Raw genomic sequence first — 17,655 nt, 5'->3', positions numbered from 1 at the left:
AATAATATTTAAGGAAAACAACAATGAAAACCTTAACTCTGTCACTGCTTGCCCTCACTGTTGGCGCAGCCCTGGTTGGCTGCAACGATGGCTCAGGCTTCCATTCAACCCAGGACCCATCGCCGGTTGCCGGTAATGCGCCCGGCAATGGTGCGGGCAACACTCAGGGCACCAGCCGCAACATGTCATCCGACAAGGGCGCGCAGATTTCAGCCCCCGGTGCCAACTCACCAGCCGCCGAAGACATCAGCAAACTGATAGACGGCGACACCGGCAGCAAGTTTCTGACCTTCAGCCCCGAGGCGACTATCGTATTCAAGGGCGTAAAACCCTACGTGCTGACCTCCTACAATCTGGTGTCGGCCAACGATGCGCCGCCACGGGATCCGAAAACCTGGACCCTGGAAGGCTCAAACGATGGGGACAACTGGACCGAAATCGACTCCCGCAGCGACCAGACCTTCTCAGCCCGAGGCAAACGCAACAGCTACAGCCTGGATAAAGCACCGGCTGCCTATCAATATTTCCGCTTTAACATGGTCCATGGCGGAACCGACCAGTGGGGCGGCAATATACTGCAGCTGGCAGAGCTTGAGCTGATGGTCACCGCCGAAGAGCCGATTGTGTCTTTCAAGGCCACCAACACCACGCCGGCCATCGGCGAGTTTGTGATTTTCCACGACACCTCACTGGTAAACCCCAGCAAATGGCAGTGGCAGTTTGAAGGTGGCAACCCGGCCACCAGCACAGAGCAAAACCCGCTGGTGCGTTTTGACAGCCTCGGCGCCAAAACCGTGACCCTCAAGGCCAGTAACGATAAGGGTGAAAGTGAGCTGGTTCAGGAAGGTTTTATCCGGGTGTGGGACCCGAATGAGCCCTGGGCCGGATTCCACAATCCGTCCGTCAGCTTTATCAAGCACAAGCCGGAGCATCCGGGGCAAAAAGCGCTGGAGCGGGTCATGCCGGATCTTGAAGCCGTTATCCACGAGGTATCACTCGGGGTCGCCAAGGTGCTTTACCACAATGTCACCCAGAGTAAAGTATTCAATTCGGTGACCTTTGAAACCGATGAGTATGAGTTTCCGGCCGCCAAATCCGGCACCGATAAAGACATGGTGCTGATGTTCGACCTAAACCACATTGGAAACCTCGAAAGCCAGGGCGATGAAGCACTGCGCCGGGAGATCCTCGGCGTGCTGTGGCACGAGCTGACCCACGGCTACAACCATGCGCCGCAAAATGGCCAGTATCAGCCGGGCGATGAAAAACACACCTTCCTCGAAGCGCTTGCCAACTATGTGCGCATCCAGGCCGGATACCTCGAGCAGTACCGCGGCAAGGTTGCCTACATCGAAAACTGGAATGAAGACGCCTACAACCAGACGTCCTTTTTCCTCGAGTGGGTGGCCAACACCAACCGCAGCAGTGACTTTATCCGCCGCTTTAACCAAAGCGCCAAAGACATTGAAAAGTGGAGTTTTGATGCGGCCTTTAAGTCCATCTTCGGTGAGGATCGCGGCATCGACGTGGTGTTTAAAGAGTATCAGCAGTACCTGATAAAAGACCTGGGCCTGACGCCAAACTACCCGACGCCGGTGGCGGGTTACCGCAACTTTGCCATTGATGCGGGCGTGAGTGCCTCCACCACCGCAACCCATATCGGGATTTGGGGAGAAGGTCCGGATAAACTCATTGATAACAATATTAAAAACAAGTTCAACGCCGTCATTGAAACGCCCTGGTGGCTGACCCAATACGCGCCGGAGCTGACGCCAATTAACCAGGTCAGCAGTGTCGATGTACTGATAAGCACCCCATCCCCTGTGGTGCTTAACAAATACAGCCTGACCACAGGCAATGACAATGAACTGCGTGACCCGACCAGCTGGACCGTATCGGCCTCAAACGACGGTGAGCATTGGCAGGCGCTCGGCGAGGGCTACTATCCGCCAAATCCACCACGGCTGACCACCTTTCACTTTGATGTGGCCGGCAACACCACAGCCTACAAACACTACCGGTTTGAGTTCGACAATGCCCGCAGCGATGCCGGCGTCGGTGGCGACAATGGCCGCCTGGTTCAAATTGGGGAGCTGGCGCTGCTGACCCGCAACTGAGCTCAAAGCGCAGGCCTGATTTCCATGAGTGAATAGGCTGGATTGCTTAGGCTTGATTAAGTAGCAGCAAAAAAAGAGCGAAGCCCAGGCTTCGCTCTTTTTATTCATCAGAACCCGGTTCTCTGGTTCTAAGGGGTTTCAGATCCTCGGATTCTCGGATTCTCGGATTCTCGGATTCTCGGATTCTCGGATTCTCGGATTCTCGGAGTGTCAGGATGCCTTGCCCATGTGCAGGTCAAAGCCACCGCTGGCATGACGACGACATGCCTCGCCAAACACTTTGAAAATCTTGATAGAGTCAGGGTTCTCGGCGGCTTTCCACTCAGGGTGCCACTGCACACCCAGAGTAAACTGCGGCAACCCGGGAGCATGGATAGCTTCAATCAAACCATCTTCAGCATAGGCCAGCGGCTCCAGGCCCTTGCCCAAAGTACGGATCCCCTGCCCGTGCAGTGAGTTAACGCCAATTTCATCCCCCAGCAGCGTGTGCAGCCAACTGCCTTTTACCAATGCGATTTTATGGCTTTCACCGTATTGCTCCTCCGGAGAGCCGTCGGGATCTTCGCGGTGATCGTTGAGGTTATCCTCATCGTGCACCTTTTGGTACAGATCACCGCCAAAGGCAATGTTCATCTCCTGCATACCACGGCAAATGCCAAGGATGGGCAGGCCTCGGGCCACAGCACCTTTAATCAGTGCCAAATCAACCAGATCCCTGTCTTTATCCTGCTTTTTATCGGGGGTGAGGTTTTCCTGGCCATAGAGAGCTGGGTCGATGTTTGATGCCGCACCCGACAGGTATACCCCATCGGCCATGTCGAGGTACTGCTCAATATCTGCAACACCAAAACAGGTCGGGATCAAAAGCGGCACACAGTTGGAAAACTCCACCAGCGGCTGCATATATTTGTGGGTCATCACTTGATAAGAATGACCGTTACGGTCCTGATGCCCCATGGACATCAATATGACGGGCTTACTATTTTTTCTATTTACTTGTTGTTTTAAAGACATAGATCACCTGGTAGTCAAAACGCTAAAGTTCGCGCCTTGGGCATGCCCTGGTGTCGCCACTTCCGGCCACCCAGCCACACGTTATTGCGGCTGAAACTGCGGCCAAAACGGCCAGGACATGCCCAAACCCCGTACCTGCGACGCCCTCTTTGCGACGGCAATCACAAAATCAGCATGCCCAAAGGTGTTCAATATGTCAAACGTATAACAATATATTATTTACAATAGAAGACGGTAAAGTTTGTGGAATAAGCGCGGTCAAAGTGCCGGTGGCATCCTTATTCGCAGGCGCCATGCTCTGTTCCGGAAAGTCTTTTAACATTCAGGATGTTCGGCTTTGTATTCCTCCGCCGGCCGTAGCTAATGTCCACTGACAACCATCGGCACCAGCTGCAACCATCAGCACCAGCTGCAACAAGATGTTAAACGCCGTGCGTTACTCTCGCCCGCTAAGCGCCTGCATCGGGTTCTGAACTTGCGTTGGCATAAGCCTCTCTCCGTGTGGATTTGATATCGAGGTCATCCCGGCCGCCTTGGCAGATACGGACGCGGGCACTGGCAACGCGCGGCTTTATGTCGGGCGTCTATCTAAGTTAGAATGCGGCTTTCGTTTTCTTTAGCCGGAAACTCCATGACCCAGGCACTTTTTTACGTACTTCCGCCATCCCAAATGAGGGATGCTGCCGAGCTGCTGGCCTGCCGTCTGGCGGCGTTTCATTACCGCCGCGGCGCCTGGGTCTATATTCACTGCAACGATGAATCCCAAAGTTTTGCCATCGACGAGCAACTTTGGCAGTTTGACCCCAACGATTTTGTGCCCCACAACCTCAAGGGCGAAGGGCCGCAGGGCGGCGCACCGGTGGAAATCGGTCACGATCGGCTCGGACCATCAAAAAACCGCGGTATTCTGATTAATCTTGCAGAAAAAGTACCGCCTTTTGCGGTACACTTTGGCCACTTTATCGACTTTGTCGCCGGTGACGAGGCCACCAAGGCACTGGCACGGCTGCGTTTTCGCGAGCTTCGCGGCCTTGGCATCGAGCCATCCACTCAGGATTTGGCGACACAACCCCTTAATCTAGTTTGAGAAAATCTGATCCCCATGGAAAAGACATACAATCCACAGTCCATCGAACAGGCCCTCTACCGCGTTTGGGAAGAAAAGGGTTACTTCAAGCCACACGGTGATTCCAGCCAGGGCAACTATTGCATCATGATCCCGCCGCCGAACGTCACCGGCAGCCTGCACATGGGTCACGCCTTCCAGGACACCATCATGGATACCCTCATCCGCTATCAGCGCATGAAGGGCAAAAACACCCTGTGGCAAGTGGGTACCGACCACGCCGGTATCGCCACCCAGATGCTGGTTGAGCGCAAGCTTGAAGCCGAACAGGGCAAGAGCCGCCATGACCTTGGCCGCGACGCCTTTATGGAAAAGGTGTGGGAGTGGAAAGCCCAGTCCGGCGGCACCATCACCAGCCAGCTGCGCCGCATGGGCGCCTCTGTGGATTGGGACCGTGAGCGCTTCACCATGGATGAAGGTCTGTCCAACGCGGTGCAGGAAGTGTTCGTGCGCCTGTACGACGACAAACTGATTTACCGCGGCAAGCGCCTGGTGAACTGGGATCCCAAGCTGCACACCGCCATTTCCGATCTGGAAGTGGAAAACAAAGAAAAAGCGGGCCACATGTGGCACTTCCGCTATCCGCTGGCCGGCACCGAGCTGACCGCAGATGGCAAAGACTATCTGGTAGTAGCCACTACCCGTCCTGAAACCATGCTGGGCGACAGCGCGGTAGCGGTACACCCCGAAGATGAGCGTTACGCGTCACTGATTGGCAAAGAAATCATTCTGCCTATCGTGAACCGCCGCATCCCCATCATCGCCGATGAATACGTGGATAAAGACTTCGGTACCGGCTGCGTGAAAATCACCCCGGCCCACGACTTCAACGACTACGAAGTGGGCAAGCGCCACAGCCTGCCGATGTTCAACATCCTCACCCAGGATGCCACCATCCGCGCCCTTGCCGAGGTACTCAACACCGACGGCAGCCACAACAGCGAGCTGGATGCCAGCCTGCCCGAGCGCTATGCCGGCCTCGACCGCTTCAAGGCCCGCGACGCCATCGTGGCCGAATTTGAGACTCTGGGGCTCCTCGAAAAAATCGAGCCACACGCGCTCAAAGTGCCTTACGGCGATCGCTCCGGCGTAGTGATTGAGCCGCTGCTCACTGACCAGTGGTACGTTGCGGTACAAAAGCTTGCCCAGCCTGCCATCGAAGCGGTGGAAAACGGCGACATCAAGTTTGTGCCGCAGCAGTACGAAAACATGTACTTCTCCTGGATGCGCGACATTCAGGACTGGTGTATCTCCCGCCAGCTGTGGTGGGGTCACCGCATTCCTGCCTGGTACGACGAAGCCGGTAAGGTGTACGTTGGCCGCAGCGAAGAGGAAGTACGCCAGAACCACAACCTTGGCGCCGACGTAAAACTGCGTCAGGACGACGACGTGCTGGACACCTGGTTCTCCTCTGCCCTGTGGACCTTCTCTACCCTGGGCTGGCCGGAGCAAACCCCAGAGCTCAAGACCTTCCACCCCACCGACGTGCTGGTGACAGGTTTTGACATCATCTTCTTCTGGGTTGCCCGGATGATCATGATGACCATGTACTTCATCAAAGACGAAGACGGCAAGCCGCAGGTTCCGTTCAAGACGGTATACGTAACCGGTCTTATCCGCGACGAACAGGGCAACAAGATGTCCAAGTCCAAGGGTAACGTACTGGATCCATTGGATATGATTGACGGTATCGACCTTGAATCCCTGGTTCAGAAGCGTACCGGCAACATGATGCAGCCACAGCTTGCCGCCAAGATTGAAAAGAGCACCCGCAAGGAGTTCGAAAACGGCATCGAGCCACACGGCACAGACGCGCTGCGCTTTACCCTGGCGGCCATGGCCTCTACCGGCCGCGACATCAACTGGGACATGAAGCGCCTCGACGGCTACCGCAGCTTCTGTAATAAGCTGTGGAACGCCTCCCGCTACGTGCTGATGAACACCGAAGAGCAGGATTGCGGCCCCAACTCTCCAAACGGAAAGTCCGGTGGCGAAATGAAGCTGTCGCTGGCCGACCGCTGGGTCATCGGCAAGTTCCAGGAAACCGTCAAGACCTTCGACGAGCACATCAATGCCTATCGCTTTGACTTGGCCGCCAACACCCTGTACGAGTTCACCTGGAACCAGTTCTGTGACTGGTATCTGGAGCTGACCAAACCAGTACTGCAAAACGGCTCTGAAGCCGAGCAGCGCGGCACCCGTCATACTCTGGTGGCTGTACTTGAGCAGCTGCTGCGCCTGATGCACCCCATGATGCCTTACATCACCGAGACCATCTGGGATCGCGTTAAGCCGCTCGCCGGTGTTGAAGGCGACACCCTGATGTTGATGTCCTTCCCCGAGTTCGATGCCGCCAAGGTAGATGCCAAGGCTATGGCCGATCTCGAGTGGGTTAAGCAGGTGATTGTGGCGGTGCGCAATATTCGCGCCGAGCTCAACATTGCGCCAAGCAAGCCGCTGTCAGCCCTGCTGCGCGGTGTAAGCGATGAAGACAAGGCCCGCATCGAAGCCAACCAGGCCTTCTTCGGGACGCTTGCCAAGCTTGAGAGCATGACCATACTCGCCGAAGGCGAAGCCGCCCCCATGGCCACCACTCAGCTGATTGGTGAAATGGAGCTGCTGATCCCTATGGCGGGCCTGATTGACGTAGCCGCCGAAATGGCACGTATCGACAAGCAGCTGGAGAAGCTGACCGGTGAAGTGGCCCGTATCGAAGGCAAGCTGTCCAACGAAGGCTTTGTGGCCAAGGCCCCGGCCGAAGTGATTGAGAAAGAGCGTGCCAAGGCCGCCGACATCAAGCGCGATATGGACAAGCTGAGCGAGCAGAAAGCCGAGCTTGCCAAGCTGGAAGCCTGAGACGGCGTAAAGCCAAGTCTCTGACTCCGTAAAAAGCAGTAAAAAAGCAGCCATCAGGCTGCTTTTTTTATTGGTCAATTTTTACTGAGATCAAAAGCCTTTGTCAGTGCGCCGTTTGATCAATACCGCTTAATCAGCGCGGCGCTTAATCAGTGCGCAGGTTGATCAATGCGTCTTGGCACCAAGGCCGGTCAGCTCCACCGGGGTGACCATGGCGGCCGGGCTTAAGATTTGGCTTAAGGCATCATCGCTCAATAGCCCATCGCGGCGCACGAGCTCCGCCACACCGGCGCCGCTCAGCAGAGCTTCACCGGCGATGCGGGTGGCGTTCTCATAACCGATGTGCGGCACCAGCGCCGTGACTATGCCGATACTGGTGTTCAGGTGCTGCTCGCATTTGGCCTCGTTGGCTTCGATACCCTGAATACAGCGGCTATCGAGCATGGCGATGGCGCGGGTGAGCAAGGCGCAGTTATTCAAAAGGTTATAAACAATCACCGGCTCCATGGCGTTCAGTTGCAGCTGCGCCGCCTCGGCGGCCATGGTGATGGTCATGTCGGTGCCAATCACCTGAAACGCCACCTGATTCACCGCCTCGGGGATCACCGGGTTTACCTTGCCCGGCATGATGGAGGAACCCGGCTGCATCGCAGGCAAACGGATTTCCCCAAGGCCGGTGCGCGGACCGCTTGAGAGCAGCCGCAGGTCGTTGGAAAGCTTCGACAGTTTCACCGCCAGGCGCTTCAGCACAGATGACAGGGTCACAAAGGCGCCCATATCGGTGGTGGCATCGATAAGGTTGTCAGCCTGAGTCACCGGCAGACCCGTGATATCGGCAAGGGCCTTCACCGCCAGCACGCCGTAAGCCGGATGGGTGTTGATGCCGGTGCCAATGGCCGTGCCGCCAAGGTTTACCACGCAAAGCTCCTTGCAGGCATCATCTATGCGGGCGATGTCCGATTTAAGGCTTGCGGCAAAGGCATCAAACTCCTGCCCCAGGGTCATGGGCACCGCATCCTGCAGCTGGGTACGGCCCATCTTGAGGATATGGCCAAACTCGCGGCCCTTGGCCTCAAGGCTTAAGCAAATGGCCTCGATGGCAGCCTTGAGTGGCACAGCCGCTTCCACCATGCCAAGACGCGCCGCCGTTGGGTATGCATCATTGGTTGACTGAGAGCAGTTCACATCGTTGTTGGGATGCAGATGACGATACTCGCCCTTGCCGTGGCCAAGCTTGGCAAGGGCCAGATTGGCAATCACTTCGTTGGCATTCATGTTGGTGGAGGTGCCGGCGCCGCCCTGAATAAGGTCCACCACAAACTGGTCATGCAGCGCACCCTGAATGATGTCATCGCAGGCGGCGACGATGGCGCTGGCCTTGGAGTCACATAATAGTCCCAGCCCATGGTTGGCGCGGGCGGCAGCGGCCTTTACCCTGGCCAGTGCACGGATAAGCTCAGGGAAGGCGCTGATGGGAGTGCCGCTCAGACTGAAGTTTTCCAGCGCCCTCTGGGTTTGAATGCCATACCAGGCGTGGGCAGGAACCGGGGCATCCCCCAGCAGGTCGTGTTCAATACGTGTATCCATATTATGTGTGCGCTCCCGGAAGCGGTCTTGGCTGGGCTGTCTCAAGTGGGCTTGTTCTAGGCAAGCCTGATTATTCCGCGCTATTACAGCAGCCTGCACTGCAATAAGGGAGTTGACGCACTGATGCAAATTGGCGCTGATTGACGCAGTTTTAGCGACAAACAGCATCTGACGCAGTCTGTCGCACTTTGCCGCTTTTAGGTACACTGGACGAACAGTTTCGAGCGATACGCGCGCCAATTGCCGCCGGGAATAATCACAGGTCTGCCATGCATCAGGAATTTGCCAAAAATCTTCGCCTCCTTTGCAGCTACTACCGCTCGGTGGCCGAGGTCTGTCGTCGCCTCGATATCAACCGGCCGCAGTTCAACCGCTATTTAAGTGGCAAATACCGCCCCTCGGCCCATAGCCTGCGGCGCCTGTGTGATTTCTTCGGGGTGGAAGAGCATGAGATCCTTATGCCCCACAGCCAGTTTCAGCTGCTTATTCAGGTGCGGCCGCGCCCCAGTGAGCCTGTAAGCGAGGCGCCTGAGCTTGAGCATCTGGCCAGGCTGCAAAGCCTGAGTCAGGGGCTCGATAAATACCTTGGCTATTACTTCGAATACCACCTGTCGATGGCCTTTCCGGGCAAGATTTTGCGCAATCTTATTTGCCTTGAGAAACAAGGCGGCAAGGTGTACTACCAGCGCACCGAGCGGTTGCAGCAGGGCCCGGGTGAAAAGGTCTATCACAGCAAGTATTTCGGGATGGCACACCTATTAGCTGACCGTATCTTTTTAATGGATTATGAGTCACTTACCGGCAACCAGCTGACCCAGACCATCCTTATCCCCACCTTCAAGAGTCGGGTTGGCCGTTTAAGCGGTTTGCGCCTTGGCGCCTCGGCCAGCGGTGAGCGGATCCCCAGCTGCACCCGGGTGGTGTTCGAGTATCTGGGGCATCAGGTGGATATCCGCAAAACCCTTAAGCTTTGCACCACCTTAGACCCCGACAGCGGCCAGATAAGCCCTCGAATTCTGGAAGCCATTCAAAACGATATGGCGCCGGGCGAGCGCCACTTTCGTGCCCGCCACAGCTTTTAGGCATTTTGCATCTGAGCAGTCTTCCGAGCACTCTTCTGAGCGCTCTTCTGAGCACACGGCTTATATAAGCCTTGCTTTGCACCTGCGCTGTCAAAGCAGACCAAAACCCGCTTTACAGACGTTAGCGCTTTGCAATGTTGAAGTTTGGCACTGTGCCAACAAAAAGGCCGCTCAACGAGCGGCCTTTGAATTTCTGCAGCAGTACTTTGCTATGTCAGTAAAAAGCGGCTCAGTCTTTCAGCAGCTCTGCAATGGTCAGCACACCGTGGGTGGTGGCACCGGCGGCCCACAGCGGGCCTGCGCTGTCTTCAAAGGAACCCGCAAGGTCGATGTGCAGCCACTTGGCATCTTCACGCACAAAGCGCCACAGGAAACCAGCAGCATTGGACGCACCACCAGCGCCGCCACCTTTCACAGGGCGGCTGTTGGCGGTGTCAGCATAGGCTGATGGACACATGTCTTTATGCCATGGGTCCAATGGCAGCGGCCACACCCGCTCGGCCACGGCGCTGGCCTTGGTTTTGGCAAGTTCAAGCACGGCAGCATCAGGGGAGAAGATAGCGTTATAGTTACCGCCCACTGCCATCACGGCGGCGCCGGTCAAGGTGGCAGCATCGATAATGAAAGGCGCGCCTGTGGCAGAAGCCGCCTGCAGGCCATCGGCCAGTACCAAACGGCCCTCTGCGTCTGTGTTAACCACTTCCACGGTCACGCCGTTTTTGTAGGTAAGGATGTCACCCAGCTTATAGGCGCGGCCGCTGACCAGGTTTTCGGCGCAGCATAAAAAGAGCTTCACGCGCTTGTTCAGGCCGCTTTTGATAGCCAAACCCAGCGCGCCGGTCACAGTGGCGGCGCCGCCCATGTCACACTTCATATTAAGCATGCCTTCGCTGGCTTTAAGGCTGTAACCGCCTGAGTCGAAGGTAATGCCTTTGCCAACCAGCGCCACAGACACAGGGGCATCGTCGCCCAGCGGGTTGAAGTCCAGCTCCAGCATCGCCGGCGGACGCTCGCTACCGCGGCCAACCGCATGAATACCAATCCACTGCTCGGCCAGCAGCTGCTCGCCCTCAATAACGCGGAAACTCACCTTATCGCCGCCCACCTGCTTAAGGTAGTTGGCCGCCTGAGTCGCCAATTTCACCGGTGACAGGTTTTCAGGGGTTTCGTTGGTCAGCTGGCGCACCAGACGCGCGGCATCCATACGGTTTTCAAGGGCGGTGCGGGTGGCGTCATCGCCGGTCCACTCGATGCTCCAGCCAGGTTTGGCAGTCACAAAGCCCTGAGCGAACACCCACTGACGGTTTAAATCCCAGCCTTCGCCATCGAGTACTACTGTACTGATACCCTGAGCGCGCAGTTTGCGGGCGGCCATCTGGATCTGACGCAGAGCATCGGCGCCCTGCAGGTGAATACGGGCAACTTCGCCTTCAAAGCTGATATCGGCCTTGCCCCAATGGGCGGCGGCGGCCTCAGTGGTGAGGCAAATGCGCATTGCTTGTGTCATCTTGCTTCCTTCTTATAGGGTTTTCATCGTCGGCAGCTCGGGCCGCGTTTTTCTGCCAAAGAGTTTACCCCATAGCCAGAATAAGTCCCAGAGCCGACATGGGACCTGGCACCGAGGCATTCATGCCCCCAAGGCGCAGTATTTGCGGTACACTCGCGGTCACGTTGCTTATTCTTCTCGCCGGACAGCCCATGAAATACCCCGAGCCATTAACCGAAGCGATATTACTTAAGCGCTACAAGCGCTTTCTCGTCGACGTGCGCCTTGCCGATGGCAGCGAAATCACCCTGCACTGCCCCAACACAGGCTCGATGAAAAACTGCCTTTATCCCGGAAAACAGGTGTGGTTCTCAACCTCTGATAACCCCAAACGCAAGTACGCCAGCACCTGGGAGCTTGCCGAGGACGACAATGGCAACCTGATAGGCATCAACACCGGCCGCGCCAACGCGCTGGCAGAAGAAGCAATTGCAAGCGGCCTGATTAAGGAGCTTTCGCACTACAGCAGCATCCGCCGCGAGGTGAAATACGGCAGCGAAAACAGCCGTATTGACTTGTTACTCTCTGCCGATAACAGCCCCGACTGCTATATCGAGGTAAAAAGCTGCACCTTGCTTGAGGGCAAGCAAGGCTTCTTCCCCGATGCGGTGTCTGCGCGGGGGCAAAAACACCTCAGAGAACTCATGGAAATGGTGCGCCTGGGGCATCGCGCCGTGCTCTTGTTTGTGGTGCAGCATCAGGGCATTAAAGCGGTGGCACCGGCAGACCATATCGACGCCCAATATGGCATCTTGCTTCGTCAAGCCATCGACGTTGGCGTCGAGGTATTAGCCTATGGCTGCGAGATGGACAACGAAGGACTGATATTGTCCATTCCGCTGGCGTTTGCGGCCGATAAACCCGAAAAATCGGCCTGAAAATTTGAAAACTCGGGGAACAGCGGACATGATCAAATAATTAACAGGTGCTCATGTAAAATGTTTGCCACCCCTAAATTATTCTGATATATGTAGCGGCCGTTCTAAGATGACGCCCGAACAACGCAAAGAATACAGGAGATGCGTTATGCCTGAAGGCACTAAAAAACTTGGCGTACTCGCTATCGCAGGTGTTGCACCGTACCAGGAGCAGCCTGGTGAAGAGTATATGAACGACAAGCAGTTGGGCCATTTCAAGAAAATCCTTGAAGCCTGGCGTAACCAGCTGCGTGAAGAAGTCGACCGCACTCTTTCACATATGCAGGACGAGGCAGCCAACTTCCCCGACCCAGTCGACCGAGCCGCTCAGGAAGAGGAGTTCAGTCTGGAGCTGCGTGCCCGCGACAGAGAACGTAAACTCATCAAGAAGATTGAGAAAACCCTGCAGAAAATCGAAGATGACGATTTCGGCTTCTGTGATTCCTGCGGTGTTGAAATCGGCATCCGTCGCCTCGAAGCCCGTCCGACTGCGGACCTGTGCATCGACTGCAAGACGCTGGCCGAAATCAAAGAAAAGCAGCTGGCGGGTTAATCCAACCAGCTTGCGGTATAGAAGCGGGGCTCAGGCCCCGCTTGGTATTTCTGCGCCTTATCCAGCTTGTGCCTGCCATGTCACATCCAAGCCAAATCGCCCTGCTCCCCAGTAACGACATCAAAGTCAGCTCAGGTTCAATGCCCTACAGCTCAGGCTCAATGCCTTATGTCGGCCGTTTTGCGCCGTCACCTTCTGGCTCATTGCATTTTGGCTCGCTGATAGCCGCGCTTGGCAGTTACCTGCGTGCCCGCAGTTTGCAGGGCAAATGGCTGGTGCGTATCGAAGATATAGATCCCCCCCGCGAAGTACCGGGCGCCGCCGATGACATACTGCGCACGTTAGAAGCCTTTGGCCTCAACTGGGACGACGCAGTGCTGTACCAGAGCGCGCGCAACGAGGCCTATCAGGCGCAAATCGATGCCCTGCTAAGCACGGGTGACGCCTATTTTTGCCAGTGCAGCCGCAAACAAATTCAGGCCATGGGCGGGGTGTACAACGGCCACTGCGAAAGGCTTAAGCTTAGCAGCGGCGCCATTCGCATCAAAAACCGCACCCGCATTAGCTGGTTTGACGATGTGCTGATGGGCCGGGTCGAGGTAAGCGACGATTTTGCCCGCGAAGACTTTATCATCAAGCGCAGCGATGGCCTTTATGCCTATCAGCTGGCGGTGGTGATGGACGATGCCCACAGCGGCATAACCGAAGTGGTGCGCGGCGCCGACTTGATTGAGGCAAGCTGCCGGCAGCTTAGTCTGTTTGAGCAATTTGGCTTTCACAAACCTGCTTTTTTGCACCTGCCGCTCGCCTGTGCCGATGTGGGCTTTAAGCTCTCAAAGCAAAACCATGCCACGCCGGTGGACAAGGCCAATCCGCTGCCGGCACTCAAGGCAGCACTGGCGTTTCTTGGCCAGCGCACAGTGGATGGCGCGACGCCGGACGAACTCCTGTCTCAGGCCGTGAGCAATTTTCAACTTGGCGCCATTCCCACCACGCGGGAAATCCTGATAGACGGCAGAGACTGACGCGCTGCTCTACTGTCATTCATCCCCAATTACGGGTATGATATCGGCCAACTTTTTTAGCCCTTAACCAGATGTAGAGGTGTACCATTTTTCGTCGTATCACTCAGTTCTGTAAGCAACTGTTCGCCGAGGGCGAGCAGGCCGAGAGCACAGAAACCTTTCAACAGTCCGTTCCCGAGGGAACCGGGCTGAGCCTGAGCGTCACGCCCCGAAATGCCCACACTATCTCGCGCAAAAACATCAGTGAAAATGCGCTCAAGGTGCTGTATCGCCTCAATAAGGCCGGATACCAGGCCTTTCTGGTAGGTGGTGGTGTCCGTGACCTGCTGCTGGGCATGGAACCCAAAGACTTTGACGTGGTGACCGACGCCACGCCGGAAGACATCAAAAAGCTGTTCCGCAACTGCCGTATTGTTGGCCGCCGATTCCGTTTGGCCCACATCGTCTTTGGCCGTGACGTGATTGAAGTGGCCACTTTCCGCGGCCATCACGGCGATGAAGACGGCGACAAGATTTCCAAGGCCAATGCCGAAGGTCGCCTGCTGCGCGACAACGTCTATGGCGGTATCGATGAAGATGCCGAGCGCCGCGATTTTACCGTCAACGCCCTCTATTACGATATCAGCGACTACTCCATTCGCAGCTACGGCGGCGGCATGGAAGATCTCAACGAAGGCGTGCTGCGCCTGATTGGCGACCCGGACACCCGCTACCGTGAAGATCCGGTGCGGATGATCCGCGCCGTGCGTTTTGCCACTAAGCTTGGCATGCGTATCGAAGACGCCACCGCCGCGCCTATCCGCAAGCTCGCGCCGCTGCTCAAAGACATCCCGGCCGCCCGCATGTACGAAGAAGTGCTCAAGCTCTTTTTCGCAGGCAAGGCCCAGGCAAACTATCAAATGATGCAGGATTATCAGCTATTTGCGCCGATATTCCCGCTGATTGCCGAAACCATGGCCGACTCGCCCAAGGGCCACTGCGCCCGCATGACCCAACTGGTGATGCGCGGCACCGACCAGCGAGTGATTGAAGATAAGCCGGTAACGCCGTCGTTTTTCTACGCTGCACTGCTGTGGTATCCACTCAAGAGCCGCGCCGAAGAGATTGCCCATGAAAGTGGCCTGAGTCTGTACGATGCCTACTTCGCCGCCATGGGTGATGTGCTCGAGCGCCAGTGCCAGACCATAGCTATCCCCAAGCGCTTCAGTGTGCCAGCAAGGGATATCTGGCAGCTGCAGCTCAGATTCGAGCGCAGCCAGGGTACCCGCGCCTTTAAGCTGATGGAAAACCCCAAGTTCCGCGCCGCTTACGATTTACTGCTGCTGCGCGCCGAAATCGAAGGTGGCAGCCTGCAAAAATCCGCCCAGTGGTGGCAAAGCTTTGTCGAAGCGCCGGAAGAAGCCCGTGGCGATATCGCCCGTGGCAGCGGCAGCAGCAAAAATGCCGCGCCGCGTAACCGCAACCGCCGTGTGCGTCGTCGCCCCCGCAGCGAAGGCGCCCCGGCAGGCAGCGGCAGCGGCAGCGAAGCATGATTAGAGTCTTCGTCGCCCTCGGGGCAAACCTCGACGGGCCGGTGGCTCAACTGGACAGGGCCTGTGAGGCCCTGTTGTCTTTGGCAGCGCCGGGCAGCTTTCAGGTGTCGCCTTACTATCGCTCCCGCCCCATGGGCGATGTGGTTCAGCCGGATTACGTAAACGCCGTTGCCAGCTTTGATACTGAGCTTGAGCCGCTGGCACTGCTCGATGCGCTGCAGGCCATTGAAGCGAGTCAGGGGCGCGAGCGCCTTATTCGCTGGGGTGCCCGCACTCTGGATTTGGATCTGCTGCTTTATGGCGATAGTCTGATCCAAACCGAGCGTTTGACAGTACCCCACTACGGCATGAAACAGCGCAGTTTTGTACTGCTGCCACTTTATGATTTGGCGCCAACCCTGATATTGCCCTGCGGCAGCGCACTGGAGTCCCTGATAAACCAGACAATGCGCGACGAGCTTCACCAACTGACACAGGATGATTGAAGTCAGACCAGAGTTGGCTTATAACTCCACTTCTCACTCGCAGTTAAGAAATTCCATTATGTCCAAAGTCACCACCTCAACCCTGCTGAAGTTCAAACAGGAAGGGAAAAAGTTCACGGCGCTGACCGCCTACGACGCCAGCTTTGCAGCGGCCTTCGACAGTGAAGGCATCGACGTGCTGCTGGTCGGCGACTCCCTTGGTATGGTGCTGCAGGGTCACAGCGACACGCTGCCGGTCACGGTTGAAGATATTGCCTACCACACCCGCTGCGTGCATCGCGGTATCGAGCGTGCGCTGCTAATCGCAGATATGCCTTTTATGAGCTATGCCACCCCTGAGCAGGCCATGACAAACGCCACAGTGCTGATGCAGGCCGGTGCCAACATGGTCAAACTCGAAGGCGGTGAATGGCTGCTGGAAACCGTGAAAAAGCTTACCGAGCGCGGCGTGCCCGTGTGCGCCCACATTGGCCTCACGCCTCAGTCGGTGCACGTGTTCGGTGGTTTTAAGGTGCAGGGGCGCGATGCTGAAAATGCCCAGCGCATTCTGAATGAAGCCAAGGCGCTTGAAGCCGCCGGTGCCCAGCTGCTGGTGATTGAATGCATTCCGGCATCCCTTGCCAAGGCCATCAGTGACGCGCTGACTATTCCGGTGATTGGCATAGGTGCCGGCAAGGATACCGATGGCCAAATCCTGGTGATGCACGATGTGCTTGGGATCTCCAGCGGTTATATCCCACGTTTTTCAAAGAATTATTTAAAGCAGACCGGCGAAATCCGCGCTGCCGTGCGCGCCTACGTGGATGAAGTGGCCAGCGGCACCTTCCCCGGCGCCGAACACACTTTCAACTGAGAGCACGATGTACACAACAGCCGTAATCGATGAAATCCGCGCTCAGGTGCGTGCCTGGCGTGCCAAGGGCGAAACTGTCGCCTTTGTGCCCACCATGGGCAACCTGCATGCCGGCCACATTACCCTGGTCAAAGAGGCCAAGCGCCGCGCCGACCATGTGGTGGCCTCTATCTTCGTTAACCCAATGCAGTTTGGCAAAAACGAAGATTTAGATGCCTACCCGCGCACGCTGGCAGAAGATCAGGCCGCACTGACCGAGGCTGGCTGCGAGCTCCTGTTTACCCCAACGCCGGACATCATGTATCCCAAGGGGCTAGATGCCCAAACCTTCGTCGAAGTGCCGGGCATTTCCGATGAACTGTGCGGCGCCAGCCGTCCGGGGCATTTTCGCGGCGTCGCGACCATAGTGCTTAAGCTCTTTAACATAGTGCAAAGCGACATGGCACTCTTTGGCCGCAAAGACTTCCAGCAGCTTCTGGTCATCCGAACCATGGTGGAAGACTTATCACTGCCGATTGAAATCATAGGCGTTGATACAGTGCGCGAGCCAAGCGGCCTTGCCATGAGCTCCCGCAATGGTTACCTGACTGCCGATGAAAAGCAGCGCGCTGCCGCACTGAAAGCCGCGCTCGATACACTGGCTGCCGATATCAAGGCCGGTAGCGCCATAGACGCCGCCGTTGCCAGCGCCAATCAGAGCATCAGCGCTGCCGGTTTCAAGCCCGATTATATGGAAGTGCGCTCAAGTAAAACCCTCGCCAAGGCCACCGATGCCGACCGCGAGCTGGTCGTGCTGGCCGCCGCCTATATTGGCAAGGCGCGCCTTATCGATAATCTGGTGTTCAGCCGCTAACACCGGGATAAACCGTGTTAAGGGAGCCTTGGCTCCCTTTTTGTTTGCTTTTTAAACCAAAAAGCCACCCAAATGGGTTAACGGTTTACATTTTCTGGATATTTTTGGC

Annotated in this window: 14 protein-coding genes; 11 read left to right on the top strand and 3 right to left on the bottom strand. The window is 56.6% G+C overall.

All coding sequences use genetic code 11. The annotated features are described in order from the left end of the window. The first annotated feature begins 23 nt into the window (after nucleotides 1-23). Nucleotides 24-2,117: a basic secretory protein-like protein gene (locus KJI95_RS07725; protein WP_214506600.1), complete on the top strand. Its 2,094-nt coding sequence runs from the start codon at nucleotides 24-26 to the stop codon at nucleotides 2,115-2,117. A gap of 210 nt (nucleotides 2,118-2,327) precedes the next feature. Here KJI95_RS07725 and KJI95_RS07720 read toward each other — a convergent pair whose 3' ends face one another. Further along, complete coding sequence (locus tag KJI95_RS07720) at nucleotides 2,328-3,074, bottom strand: gamma-glutamyl-gamma-aminobutyrate hydrolase family protein (RefSeq protein WP_284730691.1); 747 nt, start codon at nucleotides 3,072-3,074, stop codon at nucleotides 2,328-2,330. A gap of 688 nt (nucleotides 3,075-3,762) precedes the next feature. Between KJI95_RS07720 and KJI95_RS07715 the strand changes: the two genes are divergently transcribed. Both KJI95_RS07715 and KJI95_RS07710 read left to right on the top strand, forming a co-directional pair. After that, on the top strand, nucleotides 3,763-4,218 hold the full coding sequence (locus tag KJI95_RS07715; protein WP_126165928.1) for a DNA polymerase III subunit chi: 456 nt from the start codon (nucleotides 3,763-3,765) through the stop codon (nucleotides 4,216-4,218). Between the two features lie 15 nt (nucleotides 4,219-4,233). After that, nucleotides 4,234-7,113 (top strand): valine--tRNA ligase, encoded by a 2,880-nt coding sequence (locus KJI95_RS07710; RefSeq protein WP_214506598.1) that lies wholly within the window; start codon nucleotides 4,234-4,236, stop codon nucleotides 7,111-7,113. 165 nt (nucleotides 7,114-7,278) lie between these two features. On the opposite strand, the gene KJI95_RS07705 is transcribed toward KJI95_RS07710, so the two are convergent. Then, a complete protein-coding gene (locus tag KJI95_RS07705; RefSeq protein ID WP_214506597.1) occupies nucleotides 7,279-8,700 on the bottom strand; it encodes an aspartate ammonia-lyase in 1,422 nt (473 codons plus the stop codon). Between the two features lie 269 nt (nucleotides 8,701-8,969). Here KJI95_RS07705 and KJI95_RS07700 point away from each other — a divergent pair, with 269 nt between their 5' ends. Then, nucleotides 8,970-9,782 carry a helix-turn-helix domain-containing protein gene (locus tag KJI95_RS07700; RefSeq protein ID WP_214506596.1) on the top strand — a complete coding sequence of 271 codons (813 nt, stop codon included), beginning with the start codon at nucleotides 8,970-8,972 and terminating at the stop codon, nucleotides 9,780-9,782. Nucleotides 9,783-10,011: 229 nt separating this feature from the next. Here KJI95_RS07700 and pepB read toward each other — a convergent pair whose 3' ends face one another. Then, on the bottom strand, nucleotides 10,012-11,289 hold the full coding sequence (gene pepB / locus KJI95_RS07695; RefSeq protein WP_214506595.1) for an aminopeptidase PepB: 1,278 nt from the start codon (nucleotides 11,287-11,289) through the stop codon (nucleotides 10,012-10,014). Nucleotides 11,290-11,480: 191 nt separating this feature from the next. Between pepB and sfsA the strand changes: the two genes are divergently transcribed. The 7 genes from sfsA to panC all read left to right on the top strand — a co-directional run bounded on the left by sfsA (nucleotide 11,481) and on the right by panC (nucleotide 17,546). Further along, nucleotides 11,481-12,206 carry a DNA/RNA nuclease SfsA gene (sfsA, locus tag KJI95_RS07690; RefSeq protein ID WP_214506822.1) on the top strand — a complete coding sequence of 242 codons (726 nt, stop codon included), beginning with the start codon at nucleotides 11,481-11,483 and terminating at the stop codon, nucleotides 12,204-12,206. Nucleotides 12,207-12,354: 148 nt separating this feature from the next. Then, nucleotides 12,355-12,798 (top strand): RNA polymerase-binding protein DksA, encoded by a 444-nt coding sequence (dksA, locus tag KJI95_RS07685; RefSeq protein ID WP_214506594.1) that lies wholly within the window; start codon nucleotides 12,355-12,357, stop codon nucleotides 12,796-12,798. A 140-nt stretch (nucleotides 12,799-12,938) separates the two neighbouring features. Beyond that, a complete protein-coding gene (gene gluQRS / locus KJI95_RS07680) occupies nucleotides 12,939-13,823 on the top strand; it encodes a tRNA glutamyl-Q(34) synthetase GluQRS (protein WP_214506821.1) in 885 nt (294 codons plus the stop codon). A 188-nt stretch (nucleotides 13,824-14,011) separates the two neighbouring features. Beyond that, on the top strand, nucleotides 14,012-15,355 hold the full coding sequence (gene pcnB, locus KJI95_RS07675; protein WP_432653790.1) for a polynucleotide adenylyltransferase PcnB: 1,344 nt from the start codon (nucleotides 14,012-14,014) through the stop codon (nucleotides 15,353-15,355). Further along, complete coding sequence (folK, locus tag KJI95_RS07670; protein ID WP_214506593.1) at nucleotides 15,352-15,840, top strand: 2-amino-4-hydroxy-6-hydroxymethyldihydropteridine diphosphokinase; 489 nt, start codon at nucleotides 15,352-15,354, stop codon at nucleotides 15,838-15,840. Before pcnB ends, folK begins: the two co-directional genes overlap by 4 nt. Before the next feature lie 58 nt (nucleotides 15,841-15,898). Further along, nucleotides 15,899-16,693: a 3-methyl-2-oxobutanoate hydroxymethyltransferase gene (gene panB, locus KJI95_RS07665; protein WP_214506592.1), complete on the top strand. Its 795-nt coding sequence runs from the start codon at nucleotides 15,899-15,901 to the stop codon at nucleotides 16,691-16,693. A gap of 7 nt (nucleotides 16,694-16,700) precedes the next feature. After that, nucleotides 16,701-17,546 (top strand): pantoate--beta-alanine ligase, encoded by an 846-nt coding sequence (panC, locus tag KJI95_RS07660; RefSeq protein WP_214506591.1) that lies wholly within the window; start codon nucleotides 16,701-16,703, stop codon nucleotides 17,544-17,546. Nucleotides 17,547-17,655: the final 109 nt, after the last annotated feature.

This window comes from Shewanella jiangmenensis (genome assembly GCF_018596335.1).
GTDB classification, from domain to species: Bacteria; Pseudomonadota; Gammaproteobacteria; order Enterobacterales; family Shewanellaceae; genus Shewanella; species Shewanella jiangmenensis.
The sequence above is the reverse complement of the archived record's forward strand: the minus strand, read 5'-3'. Positions and strand labels throughout refer to the sequence as shown.